This is a genomic window from Streptomyces sp. NPDC002701, assembly GCF_042889045.1.
Taxonomy (GTDB): Bacteria; Actinomycetota; Actinomycetes; order Streptomycetales; family Streptomycetaceae; genus Streptomyces.
Window position 1 is genome coordinate 331,897 of sequence record NZ_JBIAQL010000002.1, and the last position, 15,121, is coordinate 347,017.

At 72.5% G+C, this 15,121-nt stretch carries 18 protein-coding genes and 1 pseudogene; 18 read left to right on the forward strand and 1 reads right to left on the reverse strand.

The window, feature by feature from the left end; genetic code table 11:
- The first annotated feature begins 8 nt into the window (after nucleotides 1-8).
- The 5 genes and pseudogenes from ACFYXC_RS05825 to ACFYXC_RS05845 all read left to right on the forward strand — a co-directional run.
- Complete coding sequence (locus tag ACFYXC_RS05825; protein WP_389547415.1) at nucleotides 9-1,988, forward strand: prolyl oligopeptidase family serine peptidase; 1,980 nt, start codon at nucleotides 9-11, stop codon at nucleotides 1,986-1,988.
- Nucleotides 1,985-2,968, forward strand: coding sequence for an LD-carboxypeptidase (locus ACFYXC_RS05830; RefSeq protein ID WP_389547418.1), 984 nt, complete (start codon nucleotides 1,985-1,987; stop codon nucleotides 2,966-2,968). The genes ACFYXC_RS05825 and ACFYXC_RS05830 overlap by 4 nt, the downstream gene beginning before the upstream one ends.
- Nucleotides 2,965-3,579: a GNAT family N-acetyltransferase gene (locus ACFYXC_RS05835; RefSeq protein WP_389547421.1), complete on the forward strand. Its 615-nt coding sequence runs from the start codon at nucleotides 2,965-2,967 to the stop codon at nucleotides 3,577-3,579. Before ACFYXC_RS05830 ends, ACFYXC_RS05835 begins: the two co-directional genes overlap by 4 nt.
- On the forward strand, nucleotides 3,576-4,484 hold the full coding sequence (locus tag ACFYXC_RS05840) for an arginase family protein (RefSeq protein ID WP_389547424.1): 909 nt from the start codon (nucleotides 3,576-3,578) through the stop codon (nucleotides 4,482-4,484). The genes ACFYXC_RS05835 and ACFYXC_RS05840 overlap by 4 nt, the downstream gene beginning before the upstream one ends.
- A gap of 75 nt (nucleotides 4,485-4,559) precedes the next feature.
- Nucleotides 4,560-5,534: pseudogene (locus tag ACFYXC_RS05845) on the forward strand (DUF5107 domain-containing protein); the annotation flags it as partial.
- A 70-nt stretch (nucleotides 5,535-5,604) separates the two neighbouring features.
- On the opposite strand, the gene ACFYXC_RS05850 reads toward ACFYXC_RS05845, so the two are convergent.
- Nucleotides 5,605-5,958, reverse strand: coding sequence for a VOC family protein (locus ACFYXC_RS05850; RefSeq protein WP_388917134.1), 354 nt, complete (start codon nucleotides 5,956-5,958; stop codon nucleotides 5,605-5,607).
- A gap of 122 nt (nucleotides 5,959-6,080) precedes the next feature.
- On the opposite strand from ACFYXC_RS05850, the gene ACFYXC_RS05855 reads away from it, so the two are divergent.
- The 13 genes from ACFYXC_RS05855 to ACFYXC_RS05915 all read left to right on the forward strand — a co-directional run bounded on the left by ACFYXC_RS05855 (nucleotide 6,081) and on the right by ACFYXC_RS05915 (nucleotide 14,954).
- Nucleotides 6,081-6,206, forward strand: coding sequence for a hypothetical protein (locus ACFYXC_RS05855; protein ID WP_389547427.1), 126 nt, complete (start codon nucleotides 6,081-6,083; stop codon nucleotides 6,204-6,206).
- A gap of 480 nt (nucleotides 6,207-6,686) precedes the next feature.
- Nucleotides 6,687-8,534 carry a transketolase gene (locus ACFYXC_RS05860; protein WP_389547430.1) on the forward strand — a complete coding sequence of 616 codons (1,848 nt, stop codon included), beginning with the start codon at nucleotides 6,687-6,689 and terminating at the stop codon, nucleotides 8,532-8,534.
- Nucleotides 8,531-9,451: a non-homologous end-joining DNA ligase gene (ligD, locus tag ACFYXC_RS05865; protein WP_388917128.1), complete on the forward strand. Its 921-nt coding sequence runs from the start codon at nucleotides 8,531-8,533 to the stop codon at nucleotides 9,449-9,451. The genes ACFYXC_RS05860 and ligD overlap by 4 nt, the downstream gene beginning before the upstream one ends.
- A 59-nt stretch (nucleotides 9,452-9,510) precedes the next feature.
- A complete protein-coding gene (locus ACFYXC_RS05870; RefSeq protein WP_388917125.1) occupies nucleotides 9,511-9,864 on the forward strand; it encodes a gas vesicle protein in 354 nt (117 codons plus the stop codon).
- Nucleotides 9,865-9,915: 51 nt separating this feature from the next.
- Nucleotides 9,916-10,341, forward strand: a complete 426-nt coding sequence (locus tag ACFYXC_RS05875; RefSeq protein WP_388917122.1) for a gas vesicle structural protein GvpA — start codon at nucleotides 9,916-9,918, stop codon at nucleotides 10,339-10,341.
- Entirely contained in the window at nucleotides 10,338-11,096 is a 759-nt protein-coding gene (locus ACFYXC_RS05880; RefSeq protein WP_389547434.1) for a GvpL/GvpF family gas vesicle protein, read from the forward strand. Before ACFYXC_RS05875 ends, ACFYXC_RS05880 begins: the two co-directional genes overlap by 4 nt.
- 25 nt (nucleotides 11,097-11,121) lie before the next feature.
- Nucleotides 11,122-11,388: a gas vesicle protein GvpG gene (locus ACFYXC_RS05885; protein ID WP_388917116.1), complete on the forward strand. Its 267-nt coding sequence runs from the start codon at nucleotides 11,122-11,124 to the stop codon at nucleotides 11,386-11,388.
- Complete coding sequence (locus ACFYXC_RS05890; protein ID WP_389547437.1) at nucleotides 11,385-12,095, forward strand: DNA primase; 711 nt, start codon at nucleotides 11,385-11,387, stop codon at nucleotides 12,093-12,095. The genes ACFYXC_RS05885 and ACFYXC_RS05890 overlap by 4 nt, the downstream gene beginning before the upstream one ends.
- On the forward strand, nucleotides 12,088-13,287 hold the full coding sequence (locus tag ACFYXC_RS05895; RefSeq protein ID WP_389547439.1) for an SRPBCC family protein: 1,200 nt from the start codon (nucleotides 12,088-12,090) through the stop codon (nucleotides 13,285-13,287). Before ACFYXC_RS05890 ends, ACFYXC_RS05895 begins: the two co-directional genes overlap by 8 nt.
- Entirely contained in the window at nucleotides 13,284-13,643 is a 360-nt protein-coding gene (locus tag ACFYXC_RS05900; RefSeq protein WP_388917107.1) for a gas vesicle protein, read from the forward strand. Before ACFYXC_RS05895 ends, ACFYXC_RS05900 begins: the two co-directional genes overlap by 4 nt.
- Nucleotides 13,640-14,431 (forward strand): GvpL/GvpF family gas vesicle protein, encoded by a 792-nt coding sequence (locus tag ACFYXC_RS05905; protein ID WP_389547442.1) that lies wholly within the window; start codon nucleotides 13,640-13,642, stop codon nucleotides 14,429-14,431. Before ACFYXC_RS05900 ends, ACFYXC_RS05905 begins: the two co-directional genes overlap by 4 nt.
- Entirely contained in the window at nucleotides 14,428-14,616 is a 189-nt protein-coding gene (locus ACFYXC_RS05910; RefSeq protein ID WP_107016810.1) for a gas vesicle protein, read from the forward strand. The genes ACFYXC_RS05905 and ACFYXC_RS05910 overlap by 4 nt, the downstream gene beginning before the upstream one ends.
- 41 nt (nucleotides 14,617-14,657) lie before the next feature.
- A complete protein-coding gene (locus ACFYXC_RS05915) occupies nucleotides 14,658-14,954 on the forward strand; it encodes a gas vesicle protein K (RefSeq protein WP_388917421.1) in 297 nt (98 codons plus the stop codon).
- Nucleotides 14,955-15,121 lie beyond the last annotated feature (167 nt).

Genomic DNA, 15,121 nt, shown 5'->3' on the forward strand with positions numbered 1-15,121 from the left:
AGGAAAAAATGGGGGACACAGTGCAGACGCTGGCCTACGGTTCCTGGCCCTCGCCCATCGACGCGGCGCTCGCCGCGGCGCACGACGGGCACCCCGACCACGTGGGGTTCGTCGGCGACGAGGCATGGTGGACCGAACCCCGGCCCACCGAGGGCGGCCGCCGCACGCTGGTGCGCCGCCGCCCCGACGGCACCGAGGAGTCGGTGCTGCCCGCCCCGTGGAACGTCCGCAGCCGCGTCATCGAGTACGGCGGCCAGCCCTGGGCCGGCACGGTCCGCGACGAGGGCGCGCTGGTCGTCTTCGTGCACTTCGCCGACCAGCGGCTCTACGCGTACGAGCCCGCCGACCCCGCGAACGGGCCGCGCCCCCTCACCCCCGAGTCCTCCGTCGGCGGCGGACTGCGCTGGGTGGACCCGCAGGTGCGCCCCGAGTTCGGCGAGGTCTGGTGCGTCCTGGAGGAGTTCACCGGTGACGGGCCCAGCGAGGTGCGGCGACTCGTCGCCGCGGTCCCGCTGGACGGCTCGGCCGCCGAGGACCGGTCCGCGGTACGCGAACTCACCGCCGAGCGGCACCGGTTCGTGACCGGCCCGCGCGTCTCGCCCGACGGGCGGCGCGCGGCCTGGCTGGGCTGGGACCACCCGCGGATGCCCTGGGACGGCACCGAGCTGATGGTCGCCGACGTGCACCCCGACGGGACCCTCGGCGAGCCCCGGAGAACCGCGGGCGGACCGGACGAGTCGATCGCCCAGGCCGACTGGGCCCGGGACGGCTCCCTGCTGTACTCCAGCGACCGCACCGGCTGGTGGAACCTGTACCGCGACGGCGAGCCGCTGTGCCCGCGCGAGGAGGAGTTCGGCGGACCGCTGTGGACGGTCGGGCGGCGCTGGTTCGCGCCGCTGGAGAGCGGCCTGATCGCCGTCGTGCACGGCCGCGGGGCCACCGCGCTCGGCATCCTCGACCCCGAGACCGGCGAGGTCGTCGACGCGGCCGGACCCTGGACCGAGTACGAGGCGACCCTCGCCGTCGACGGCAGCCGGGTCGTCACCGTCGCCGCCAGCCCGCGCAGCGCGTACGAGGTCGTGGAGCTGGACGCCCGCACCGGACGGGCCCGCGTCGTGGGAGCCGCGCACAACGACCCGGTGGACCCCGCGTACTACCCGGAACCGCAGATCCGTACGTTCCCCGGACCCGCCGGCCGGGAGATCCACGCGCACATCTATCCGCCCCACCACCCCGGTCAGGTGGCCCCCGGCGACGCCCTGCCGCCCTACGTCGTCTGGGCGCACGGCGGCCCCACCAGCCGCGCCCCGCTCGTCCTGGACCTGGAGATCGCCTACTTCACCTCGCGCGGCATCGGCGTCGCCGAGGTCAACTACGGCGGTTCCACCGGGTACGGCCGCGAGTACCGCAACCGGCTGCGCGAGCAGTGGGGTGTCGTGGACGTCGAGGACTGCGCGGCCGTCGCCCTCGCCCTCGCCGAGGAGGGCACCGCCGACCGCGGCCGGCTGGCCGTCCGGGGCGGCAGCGCGGGCGGCTGGACGTCGGCCGCCTCACTGGTGGGCACCGACGTGTACGCGTGCGGCACGATCCTCTACCCCGTCCTCGACCTGGTGGGCTGGGGCGAGGGCGAGACCCACGACTTCGAGTCCCAGTACCTGGAGAGCCTGGTCGGACCGCTCGCCGAGGTGCCCGCACGGTACGCGGAGCGCTCACCGATCGAGCGCGCCGACCAGGTCACCGCGCCCTTCCTGCTCCTCCAGGGCCTCGACGACGTGATCTGCCCGCCGGCCCAGTGCGAGCGTTTCCTGGCCAGGCTGGAGGAGCGGGCGCGGCCCGTGCCGCACGCCTACATCGCCTTCGAGGGCGAGGGCCACGGCTTCCGCCGCGCCGACACGATGGTGCGCGCTCTGGAATCCGAACTCTCCCTGTACGCCCAGGTGTTCGGCCTGAACCCGCCCGGCGTCCCCGCACTGGAGCTCAGCAAGTGAAGGAACCTGCGGGCGGGCCGGCGAAGGAGGGAGCGCGGGAACTCACCAGGCCCCGGCGCCTCGCCGCCGGGGCGCGGGTCGCCGTCGTCGCGCCCAGCGGACCGGTGCCCGAGGAACGGCTCCAGGCGGGTCTGGACATCCTGCGCGGCTGGGACCTGGACCCGGTCGTGGCGCCCCATGTCCTGGACCGCCACGAGCGGTTCCCCTACCTGGCCGGCACGGACGCCGACCGGGCGGCGGACCTCCAGGCCGCCTGGTGCGACCCGTCCGTGGCCGCGGTGATCTGCGCCCGCGGCGGTTACGGCGCGCAGCGCATGGCCGACCTGCTCGACTGGGATGCCCTGCGGGCCGCGGGACCCAAGGTGTTCCTCGGCTTCAGCGACATCACCGCCCTGCACGAGGCGTTCGCGACCCGGCTCGGGCTCGTGACGCTGCACGGGCCGATGGCGGCGGGCATCGACTTCGTCAAGAACAGCCGCGCCCAGGAACACCTCAGGGCGACCCTCTTCGAGCCGGAGTCCGTACGGACCATCACGTCGGCCGGGGGACGGTCCACGTCGGCAGGGGGACGGTCCCTGGTCCCGGGACGGGCCGCGGGCGTTCTCCTCGGCGGCTGTCTGAGCCTGCTCGCCGCCGACCTCGGCACACCGCACGCCCGGCCCTCCGCACACGGCGGCCTGCTCTGCCTGGAGGACGTGGGCGAGGAGACGTACCGCCTGGACCGCCACCTCACCCAGCTGCTGCGGGCCGGCTGGTTCGACGGCGTCAGCGGCATCCTGCTCGGCTCCTGGGAGAGCTGCGGCCCCTACGAGCGGGTACGGGACCTGATCCTCGACCGCCTCGGCGGGCTGGGTGTCCCGATCGCCGAGAACTTCGGCTTCGGCCACGCGGAGGGCGCCCTGACGATCCCGTTCGGCGTACACGCCCGACTCGACACGGAGGCAGCCACCGTGACCCTCACGACCCCGGCCCTGGTGTGACGCCCGCGCCCGCGGAAGCGCCCCGAGAGGGGTCCGGCGCCACCGCGTACCTCGTCGAGGGACCCCGGGTGGGGCTACGCCACTTCACCCGTGCGGACGGCGCCGAGTTCATCGCCCGGGCGCGGGAGAGCAAGGCCCTGCACCAGCCGTGGCTCTTCCCGCCCCGTACCCCCGCCGCCTACGCCGCGTACGCCGGGCGGCTGACCGATGATCCCACGAAGGCCGGGTTCCTCGTCTGCGAGAAGGACACCGGGAAGGAGACCGAGGAGGACAGCGGGAGGGCCGCCGGGCGGATCGCCGGGTTCATCAACATCAACAACATCGTCGGGGGCGCCTTCCTGTGCGGAGTGCTCGGATACGGGGCCTTCGCGCACGCCGCCGGACGCGGACTCATGAGCGAGGGGCTCGACATGGTCGTGCGCCACGCGTTCGGCACCCTCGGCCTGCACCGGCTGGAGATCAACGTCCAGCCGGACAACGCCGCCTCCATCGCGCTGGCCCGCCGCCGCGGTTTCCGGCTGGAAGGCTTCTCCCCGGACTTCCTCTTCATCGACGGCGCCTGGCGGGACCACGAACGCTGGGCCCTCACCGCCGATATGGTGCGGGCATGAGTGCCCAGAGGAATCTCGTCGTCCTGGACGCACCCTCCAACCTCGGGCTGCGCCCGCCCGCCCCCGGCACCGTGCCCGGCTGCTACAAGCTCGCCGGCGCCCTGCGCGAGCAGCGGATCGTGCGAAGGCTCGGCGCCCTCGAAGGCGGTGTGGTGGTCCCGCCGCGCTACGACCGGGGCGACTGGCAGGAGGGCGACGGCGTCTTCAACGCGGCCGCACTCGCCGCCTACACCCGCACGCTCGCCGACCGCATCGAGGGACACGTACGGGCCGGTGAACTGCCCGTCGTCCTCGGCGGCGACTGCTCCATCCAGCTCGGCGCCTCCCTCGCCCTGCGCCGCGTCGGACGCTACGGGCTGGCCGCCGTGGACGCCTCGCACGACTTCCGGCACCCGGGCAACTCCGACCGCGTCGGCGCGGCGGGCGGCGAGGAGGTGGCCCTGGCGACCGGGCGCGGCCAGGACGACCTGACGGACCTGGAAGGGCTCAAGCCCTACCTGCGGGACGAGGACGTGCGGTTCTTCGGGATCCGCGACGCCTTCGAGGACGACCGGGCCGAACTGGCCGCACTGAAGATTCCCACGGTGACCGTCGGCGACATCCGGGAGTGGGGTGCCGACGCCCTCGCGCGGGCCACCGCCGAGGCGTTCGCCGTACCGGAGCTGGACGGCTTCTGGGTGCACCTGGACGCCGACGTGCTCGACCCGTCCGTGATGCCCGCCGTCGACAGCCCCGACCCCGACGGACTGCTGCCCGACGAACTGATCGCGCTGCTGCGGCCGTTGGTGCGCTCCCCGCACTGCGCCGGCTTCAACGTCACCATCTACGACCCCGACCTGGACCCCGACGGAACCGCAGGCGCGCTCCTCGCCGACATCGTCGTCGCGGCCTTCGGGCCCTCCTGACCGGACCGCCGACAGCACCCGCGCTGGCCGGGAGACACCCTGGCCGGTTCGCCGTCCACGCTGTTCCATGGTCACGTGACGACCATCCGACGTGACGTACTGACGCTTCCGGTCGCGGAACCCGGACCCGCCAACCCCCTGCCCCCACTGCGCCCGCTCGACGGGACGCACCACGTGGACGAGCGCGAACGCGAGGGCCTGCCCCGCGACATGGCCCGCCAGATCGGGTACGAGCCGCTGCGCAGCCTGCTGCCCGAGCGCGTCCGGGACGGATACGGGAGAAGCCGCACGCCCCGCGAGCTCGACACGATCGTCCTCGAGAACGACCGGCTGCGCGCGACCGTGCTGCCCGGTCTCGGCGGCCGGGTCGTCTCCCTGCGCCACAAACCGGCCGACCGCGAACTCCTCTACCGCAACCCCGTGCTGCAGCCCGCCGACTTCGCCCTCAACGGCGCCTGGTTCTCCGGGGGCATCGAGTGGAACATCGGCGCCACCGGCCACTCGGCGCTCGCCTGCGCGCCGCTGCACGCCGCCCGCGTCACCGCGCCCGACGGCACGCAGCTGCTGCGCCTGTGGGAGTGGGAGCGGCTGCGCGACCTGCCCTTCCAGGTCGACCTGTGGCTGCCGGAGGGCTCCGACTTCCTGTACGTCGGCGTCCGTGTCCGCAATCCGCACGAGCGGGCCGCGCCGCTGTACTGGTGGTCCAACACCGCCGTCCCGGAGAACCGCCGGGTGCTCGCCCCCGCCGGACACGCCTGGCACTTCGGCTACGAGCGGCGGCTGCGCCGGGTGCCCGTCCCGGTGCACGAGGGCGTCGACCGTACGTATCCGCCGCGCGGCGAGTTCCCGGCCGACTACTTCTACGAGGTGCCCGACGGGCAGCGGCGCTGGATCGCGGCCCTGGACGAGGACGGGCAGGGTCTGGTGCAGACGTCCACCGACGTGCTGCGCGGGCGCAAACTCTTCGTGTGGGGCTCCGGCACCGGCGGGCGCCGCTGGCAGGAATGGCTCACCGAACCCGGCACCGGCGGCTACTGCGAGATCCAGTCTCCGGCGAACCGCTGCCGGCGCGCTACGACTTCCGGATGCGGCCGCCCGGCACCCGCGGCGCCGGCTGAACCTACTCCGCCACGCGGCGGTCCACGTACTCGTACACGTAGCCGTCCGGGTGCATCGCGATCAGGTTGCGTCCGGCGGGAGTCGCCACCGGGCCCGCCAGGACGTGGGCGCCCGAGTCGATGAGCACCCGGTTGGCCTCGTCGACGTCCCGCACGGCGATGGTCGCCGACACCTTGCGCAGGACGTCCAGTTCGGCTTCCGGACCGCTCATCAACAGGAAGCAGCCGACGGCGGCGACGGAGACGCCGCCGCGTTCGAAGCGGAGTGCCGGGCCGCCGGCGAGTCTCTCGTAGAAGGGGACCGCAGTCTCCAGGTCGTCGACGCAGATGCGCAGCGTGGCTCCCAGAATGTCCATGCGTCCGAGCCTAGTTGGGGCCGGGCGGAAAGGAGATCGTTTCGTACGGATCCCGTGTCGCGGAGCGTTCGCCGCGGGGCGGGCGGGCGTTGTGCGCCTGGGGCGTCGGGTACCCGGCGGGCATGGACCGCATCGATCGCATGGAACACCTCGACAAGGGGCTGGCCGGTGAACTGGCGCGGGTGGCGGCTGTGCCGCCGAAGCCGCCGGTGCCCGGCGACGTCCCGCCCCCCGCCGAAACGCGCTAGCGCCCACCACCTGCGGCCCGGCGGGGGCCGACCGCGCAGTTCCCCGCGCCCCTGAGGGGCCGGGGGTGCCACGGAGCGCCTGAGTGCCCGCTGCGCCCGGTGGGGGCTGGCCGCGCAGTTCCCCGCGCCCCTAAAGGGGCGCAAGGCGCCCCGGTCCGCCAGCTCCCGCCCCCTCAGGGGCGCGGGGAACTGCGCGACAAGCCCTCACCGGCCCGCAGCAAACGATCTGCGTCGGCCCCTGCCGGCCCCTTCAGGGGCGCGGGGAACTGCGCGAACAGCCCCCGCCGGCCCGCAGCAAACCATCTGCGTCGGCCCCTGCGGGCCGTGGACGTTTGGGTGGCGCGGCCAGGGGGACGCGTAAAGCCCCGTTCCAGCGATGGACCCGCCACCGACGGGGCCCGGCCGCCGTGCCCGGTCCGGAGGAACAGGGCGCCGCGACCCGACCGGACCGGAACGGTACATCCTGGTGGAAGGAACCTCATGAACACCCCCCAACTCACCGAACTGGGGCAGCAGTTGCGCGTCGACAGCGTGCGCGCCGCCGCCGCGGCTGGCTCCGGGCACCCCACCTCCTCGATGTCCGCCGCCGACCTCGTGGCGGTCCTGTTCGCCCAGCGGTTCCGCTACGACTTCGACCGGCCGGCCCACCCCGGCAACGACCGCTTCGTCCTCTCCAAGGGACACGCCTCGCCCCTGCTGTACGCGGTGTACAAGGCCGCCGGAGCCATCGACGACAGCGAACTGCTGACCTTCCGGACCCTCGGCAGCCGGCTCGAAGGGCATCCGACACCGCGCCGGCTCCCCTGGGTGGAGACCGCCACCGGATCGCTGGGCCAGGGCCTGCCCGTCGGCGTGGGCATCGCCCTGTCCGGCAAGCGGCTCGACCGCGTCGGCTACCGCGTATGGGTGCTGTGCGGCGACAGCGAGCTGGCCGAGGGCTCCGTCTGGGAGGCCGCCGAGCACGCCGCGTACGAGCAGCTCGACAACCTGACCGTGATCGTGGACGTCAACCGGCTCGGACAGCGCGGCCCGACCCGGCACGGCCACGACCTCGACGCGTACGCCCGCCGTTTCCAGGCTTTCGGCTGGCACACCGTCGAGGTCGACGGCCACGACGTCGAAGCCGTCGAGCGGGCGTACGGCGAGGCCGTGTCCACGGCCGGACAGCCGACCGCGATCCTGGCCCGCACCCTCAAGGGCAAGGGCGTCACGGCCGTACAGGACCGCGAGGGCATGCACGGCAAGCCGCTGTCCGACGCCGACGAGGCGATCGAGGAACTCGGCGGGGTGCGCGCCCTGCGCGTCGAGGTCCGGCAGCCGCCCGCCGCGCGGCTGCTGCACTCCGTGCACACCGGACACCTGGAGCTGCCGCGCTGGGAGACCGGCGACGAGGTCGCCGTCCGCGACGCCTACGGTCAGGCCCTCGCCGCGCTCGGCACCTCCCGCGCCGACGTCGTCGCACTCGACGGCGAGGTGAGCGACTCGACGCGCGCGGAGTTCTTCGCCAAGGAGCATCCCGACCGGTTCTTCGAGTGCTACATCGCCGAACAGCAGCTCGTCGCGTCCGCGGTGGGACTCGCCACCCGCGGCTGGGTGCCCTTCGCCTCCAGCTTCGCCGCGTTCCTCACCCGCGCCCACGACTTCGTCCGGATGGCGGCGGTCAGCGGTACGGGCATCAACCTCGTCGGCTCGCACGCGGGTGTCGCGATCGGCGAGGACGGCCCCTCGCAGATGGGCGTCGAGGACCTCGCCATGTTCCGGGCGGTGCTCGGCTCGACCGTCCTCTACCCGTGCGACGCCAACCAGACGGCCCGGCTGGTCGCCACGATGGCGGGCCTCGACGGCATCCGCTATCTGCGGACCTCGCGCGGCAAGATGCCTGTCCTGTACGGGCCGGACGAGGAGTTCCCCGTCGGCGGCAGCAAGGTGCTGCGCAGCTCCACGGACGACCGCCTGACCGTCGTCGCCGCCGGAGTGACCGTGCACGAGGCGCTGCGGGCCGCGGCGGCGCTCGCCGACGACGGCATCGCCGTGCGGGTCGTCGACCTGTACTCCGTCAAGCCCGTCGACCGGGAGACCCTGCGCACCGCCGCCGAGCAGACCGGCTGTCTGCTCACCGTCGAGGACCACCACGAGGAGGGCGGCATCGGTGACGCCGTCCTGGACGCCTTCACCGACGGCCGCCCCGTTCCGCGCCTGGTCCGTCTCGCCGTACGCGACATGCCCGGTTCGGCCACCCCCGCCGAGCAGTTGCGCGCGGCGGGCATCGACGCCGAGTCGATCGTGGCCGCGGCGAAGCTGCTCGTGGAGAGCGCGGTCGTCCGATGACCGCCGTACGCGCGGGACGGCGCACCGTCGAACTGCACCGGCCGGACAAGGTGCTGTTCCCCGGCGGCGCAGGGGGCAAGGAGTACACGAAGGCGGATCTCGTCGCGTACCACCGCGAGATCGCCCCCTACATGCTGCCGCACCTCAAGGGGCGGCCCCTGATGCTGGAGCGGCGCCCGGACGGGCTCGACGGGCCCATGTTCATGCAGAAGAACGTCCAGGACCACTACCCGGACTGGATCCGCCGGATCGAGGTGCCCAAGGAGGGCGGCACCGTCCTGCACCCCCTGTGCGAGGACACCGCGACCCTCGTCTACCTCACCGACCAGGCATGCCTGACCCTGCACCGGTGGCTCGCCCGGGTCTCCTCCGACGGCTCCGTCGACCGGCCCGACCGGATGGTCTTCGACCTCGACCCCGCCGGCGACGACTTCGAGCCGGTACGCGACACCGCCCGGCTCCTGGGTGACCTCCTGGGCGAACTCCGGCTGCCGTCCGCCCTGATGACCACCGGTTCGCGCGGCCTGCACGTCGTCGTGCCGCTCGACGGCCGCCACGGCTTCGACGAGGTGCACACCTTCGCCAAGGACGTCGCCGACACGCTCGCCGCGGCGCACCCCGGCCGACTCACCACCGAGGCCCGCAAGAAGGACCGCGGCGACCGGCTCTACCTGGACGTCCAGCGCAACGCCTACGCCCAGACCGTGGTCGCCCCCTACACCGTCCGCGCCAAGCCGGGCGCCCCCGTCGCGACGCCCGTCACCTGGGAGCAGCTCGACGATCCACAACTCGGCGCACGCCGTTGGACGATCGCCGACGCGGTGGACCAGGCACGGACGAACCCCTGGTCAGAGCTGCCGCGCAGCGGTCGCGCCCTCGGTCCGGCCCGGCGCCGACTGGACGCCCTGCGCGGCTGAGGGACGACAATCGCAGGTTTGGTGGACGTTCGGCGGGTCACTTGGAGTGCGAGGTGGCCATGTCGAACACATCCAACACATCAGATTCACAGAGTTCATCGAACTCGTCCAAGGGCAAGCGGCAGGAAGCGGCGGACGACGAACTGAGCCCCATGGACGCGCTGCGTCAGGCACGCGGCCAGCTCGCCGAACTGACCGGCATGGAGGCCGAGTCGGTGTCGTCGTTCGAGCGCACCGAGGACGGCTGGACGCTGGAGATCGAGGTTCTCGAACTCGAGCGGGTGCCCGACACGATGAGCCTGCTCGCGAGTTACGAGGTGACCCTCGACGCACGCGGCGAGCTCACCGGGTACCGGCGTGTCCGCCGTTACGAGCGCGGAAGGGCCGACTCACGCAGGCCCGGCGGCCGTTAGGCCGCTCGACCGCTTACCCAACACCCCAACAGACAAGGAGGGCCGGTCGGTATGACCGTGGTTCCGGCACAGCAATCAGGCGGCGGAGGCGGCTCCAGCGGCCTCTACGACGTTCTCGAGCTCGTTCTCGATCGGGGGCTCGTCATCGATGCCTTCATCCGGGTCTCCCTCGTCGGCATCGAGATCCTCAAGATCGACATCCGTGTCGTCATAGCCAGCGTCGACACCTATCTGCGGTTCGCCGAGGCGTGCAACCGCCTCGACCTAGAGGCCGGGCCCAAGCGCAGCCCCGGACTTCCCGACCTGGTCGGCTCGATCACAGAGTCCGGTGCCAAGGGCAAGTCCAAGGGGGCCCTGTCCGGCGCCGCCGAGACCATCTCGGACGCCTTCAAGCAGTCCCGCGAGGAGAGCCAGACCGAGTCCCGCCCGCGCACCCGCAAGACCGCCGCCTCGCGCCGTAAGGAGGAGCAGGAGTGAGCACGTACGTCTACGGCATCACCCACAGTTCGCTGCCTTCGCTCCCGGAGGGCACGGAAGGTGTCGGCGAGCCCGCGCTGCCGGTGCGTGTCATCAAGGAGGGCGACCTCGCCGCGATCGTCAGTGACGCGCCCGAAGGGCTGCGCCCCAAGCGCAGGGACCTGCTCGCCCACCAGAACGTACTGGCCGAGGCGGGTGCGGGCGGCCCGGTGCTGCCCATGCGGTTCGGCAGTGTCTCGACGGACGACGCGGCCGTGACCAGCGTCCTGGCCGAGCGCGCCGACCACTTCAAGGAGCGCCTCGACGCGCTGGCCGGCAAGGTCGAGTACAACGTCAAGGCCACGCACGACGAAGAGGCCGTACTGCACCGGGTGATGTCCGAGAACCCCGAGGTCCGGGCGCTCACCGAGGCCAACCGCACCGCGGGCGGCGGCAGTTACGACGACAAGCTGCGGCTCGGCGAGATGGTGGTCGCCGCGGTGAAGAGGCGCGAGGTGGAGGACGCCGCCGAGATCCAGCGGGCCCTGGAGCCGGCCGCCGCCGCCCTGAGCGTGGGCCCCGAGTCCACCGGGTGGCTGGCCAACCTGTCGTTCCTGGTGGACCGCGACTCGGCCGAGACGTTCCTCGTCACGGTCGAGGAGGTCCGCAAGGGACACCCGCACCTGGACCTGCGCGTCCACGGACCGCTGCCTCCTTACAGCTTCGTCGAGCCGGGCCCCGCAGCCCCCGCGGAGCCCGCCGAGGCGCACAACTGACGTCCTGAGCTGAGGAGTTGATCGCATGGGGCTGATCGGAGAGGTCCTGATGCTGCCGTTCGCCCCCGTGCGCGGCAGCCTCTGGGCGATGAAGCAGGTGGTGAACGAGGCCGAACGCCAGTACTACGATCCGGCGGCGGTCCGCGCCGAGCTCAGCAGGCTCGAGGAGCGCCTTGAGGCCGGCGAGATCGACGAGGCGGAGTTCGACCGTCAGGAGGACGAGCTCCTCGACAGGCTGGAGACAGCCATGGCCAGGGGCACCCAAGCAGGCGACAACGGGACGCAACGATGAATCGACTGGGCATGGGCCTCGCCGTAGGGGCCGGGTACGTCCTCGGACGTACCAAGAAGATGAAACTGGCGTTCGCCGTCGGCACCATGGTGGCCGGCAAGCGGATGCACCTCAGCCCGCGGGCGCTGGCCGACCTGGTCTCGCAGCAGCTGCAGAACAACCCGCAGTTCAAGGAGATCGGGGACCAGCTCCGCCAGGACATGCGCGGAGTGGGCAAGGCCGCCTCCGGAGCACTCGTCGAGCGGCAGATCACGGGTCTCGCCGACCGGCTGCACGGACGGACCAACCAGGTCAAGGACCAGCTCGCCGGCGTGGTCCCGGACGTCCCCGGGACCGGCCGCGGCAAGAAGGGCCGGGACGAGGAACCGGACGACGAGTACGACGAGGACGACGAGGACCAGGACGAGCGGTACGCCGACTCCGACGGCCGCGACGAGGACGACGACTCGGCCCGCGACAGGCGCGAGGCCGACGACGAGCCGGCCGAAGACGAGGAGAGGCCCCGGGCCCGCAAGCGGGCGCCCGCGAAGAAGGCCCCGGCGAAGAAGACCGCCGAGAAGCGGGGCTCCGGCAAGGACGCTCCGGCGAAGAAGACGGCGGCACGTGCCGCGAAGAAGGCTCCGGCGAAGAAGACCGCGGCGGCCAAGTCGGCCACGCGTCGCGCTCCGCGGGCCCGTACGACGAGGGGAGGCGGCGACGATGAGTGACACCCTCGGGTCCGCGACCAAGCAGGCCAAGAGCAATCCGCTGACCTCCGTGGCCCAGAGCGCGGCGGTCGACCGGCTCAAGGAGGAGGCCCAGGCGTACCTGGCCGCCCAGACCCAGCGCCTGCTGGTGGGCGTCGGGACCAAGCTCGGCCAGACCACGGGCAAGCTCAACGACATCGCCGAGGGCAACAGCCCCGGCTTCGCCAAGCTCGCCGTCGACGGCGGGCGCAAGCTGGCCGACGGCAAGGGGCCGATGCGGACCGCGCTGGAGCTCGGCGCGGGCAAGGCCAAGGACAGCGTGGTCGGCGCCTTCAAGAACCTGACCGGCGGCAAGGGCAAGCGCAAGGGCGGCGCCGGCAAGAAGCCGACCGTCATCATGGAGTTCATCGACGTCGGCGTGCCGCTGCGCACCGCGTACGACCAGTGGACCCAGTACCAGGATTTCAGCAACTTCGCCAAGGGCGTCAAGAGCGCGAACCGCGCCGACGACACGACGTCCGACTGGCAGATGAAGATCTTCTGGTCCAACCGCAGCTGGAAGGCGCACACCACCGAGCAGGTGGCGGACCAGCGGATCAGCTGGACGTCGGAGGGTGCCAAGGGCACCACGAAGGGCGTCGTCACCTTCCACTCGCTCGCCGAGAACCTCACCCGGGTCCTGCTGGTCATCGAGTACTACCCCAAGGGGCTGTTCGAGAAGACCGGCAACATCTGGCGCGCCCAGGGCCGCCGGGCCCGCCTCGATCTCAAGAACTACGCCCGGTTCATCACGATCAAGGGCGAGGCCGAGGACGGCTGGCGCGGCGAGATCCGTGACGGCGAGGTCGTCACCAGCCATGAGGACGCCCTCGCCGAGGAGGAGTCCGAGGAGCAGACCGGCGAGGACACGGAAGCCTCCGCCGAGGACGAGGAGACCCCGGAGAACGAGGAGTCCGCCGAGGACGAGGTCCACGAGGACGACGAGACCGCCGAGGACGAGGTCCACGACGACGAGGACGTCCCCGAGGACGAGGAAGCGTACGAGGACGAGGACGCCCCGGAGGCCGAGTACGAGGACGAGGAAGTCCCCGAGGACGAAGAGGCGTACGAGGACGAGGACGCCCCGGAGGCCGAGTACGAGGATGAAGAGGTCCCCGAGGACGAGGAGAAGGCGGACGAGCGTGAGCCCGCCGGTGCCCGGAGCCGTCGATGACCACGGCTCAGCGCCTGCCCGACCCCTACGGGAGCGGCGGAGGCGCCAACCTCGCGGACATCCTCGAACGGGTGCTGGACAAGGGCATCGTGATCGCGGGTGACATCCGCATCAACCTGCTCGACATCGAGCTGCTCACCATCAAACTGAGGCTCATCGTCGCCTCCGTCGACAAGGCGAAGGAGATGGGCATCGACTGGTGGGAGACCGACCCGCAGTTGTCCTCCCGGGCCAGTCGCGACGAACTCGCGCGCGAGAACGCCGAGTTGCGCGCGCAGGTCGCCGAGCTGGAGAACGCGCGGACCGAGCTGCCCGCGCGTGAGCGTGAACCCTCGGAGGAGGAAGCACAAGGATGAGTGGTCTGCGCTACGTCTACGCCGTCTGCCGCCCGTTCGGCACACCCCTGCCGGCCCAGCTGACAGGGGTGGGCGGGGTGCCGCCCAAGCAGCTGGTCCACCGCGGCCTGGTCGCCCTGGTGGGCCAGGTGCCCGAGGAGGACTTCGCGGAGGAGCCGCTCCGGGCCCATCTGGAGGACCTGGACTGGCTCGGCGCGACCGCACGGGCGCACCAGAACGTGATCGACGCGCTCACCGTCGTCACCTCGCCGCTGCCGCTCCGGCTCGCCACCGTGTTCCGGGACGACAGCGGCGTGCGGACGATGCTGGAGGAGCGGGAGGAGACCTTCCTGCGGACCCTCGACCGGCTCGACGGGCGGGTCGAGTGGGGTGTGAAGGTGTACTCCGAACCCACGGACGCCGACGGGACGCCCGAGACGTCCCCGGGCACGGGTGCCCGGCCGGCGTCCGCTCCCGGGAAGGCGGCGTCCGGGCGCGACTATCTGCGGCAGCGGCGCAACCAGCGCAGGGAGAGCGAGGAGAAGTGGGAGCGGGCCGAGCAGTTCGCGAGCCGGCTCCACGAGTCCCTTTCCGGGTACGCGGAGGACACCCGGACGCACGCGCCGCAGAACGCGGCGCTGTCCCGCGCACCCGGCCGCAACATCCTGAACGCCGCCTACCTGGTGCCGCGCACGGAGTCCGAGGCGTTCGTGGAACTGGTGGACCGCACGAAGGACGACGCGCCCGGGCTGCGGGTCGAGCTCACCGGTCCCTGGGCGGCCTACTCGTTCAGCGGGGAGGACGCGTGACTGTCGTGGAACGCCGGGAGGTCGCGCTCGTCGACCTGCTGGACCGGCTGCTCGCGGGCGGGGTCGTCATCACCGGCGACCTCACCCTGCGCATCGCGGACGTCGACCTCGTACGCATCGATCTGAACGCCCTCATCAGCTCGGTGAACGAGAACGTTCCCGCGCCCTGGGAGGAGATGCTGTGAGCAGCGGGGAATCCCTCCAGCGGGTCGTCGACGACGCGGTCATGGGAACCGGGAAGCAGGCCGGGCGCAGCCGTCTGGACCTCGAACCGGACACCGTGGAGCGCGACCTCATCAAGCTGGTGCTGACCGTGGTCGAGCTGCTGCGGCAGCTGATGGAGCGGCAGGCCGTGCGGCGGTTCGACACCGGTGACCTGTCGGAGGAGCAGGAGGAGCGGATCGGTCTCACGCTGATGCTGCTCGACGACCGGATGGCCGAGCTGCGGGACCGCTACGGGCTGCGGCCCGAGGACCTCAACCTCGACCTGGGCCCCCTGGGACCGCTGCTTCCCCGGGACTAGCTCCCGGTCCCGTTCGGTCCAGTCCCGTCCGCGGGCCGGCGGGGGCCGTGGGGGGGGGGGGGCGGCGCCGCCCCCCCCCCCCCGGGGGGGGGGGGGGGGGGCGGGCCCCCCCGGGGGGGGGGGGGGGGGCCCCCGGGGTGGGGGGGGCCCCCCCCGCCCCTCACGCG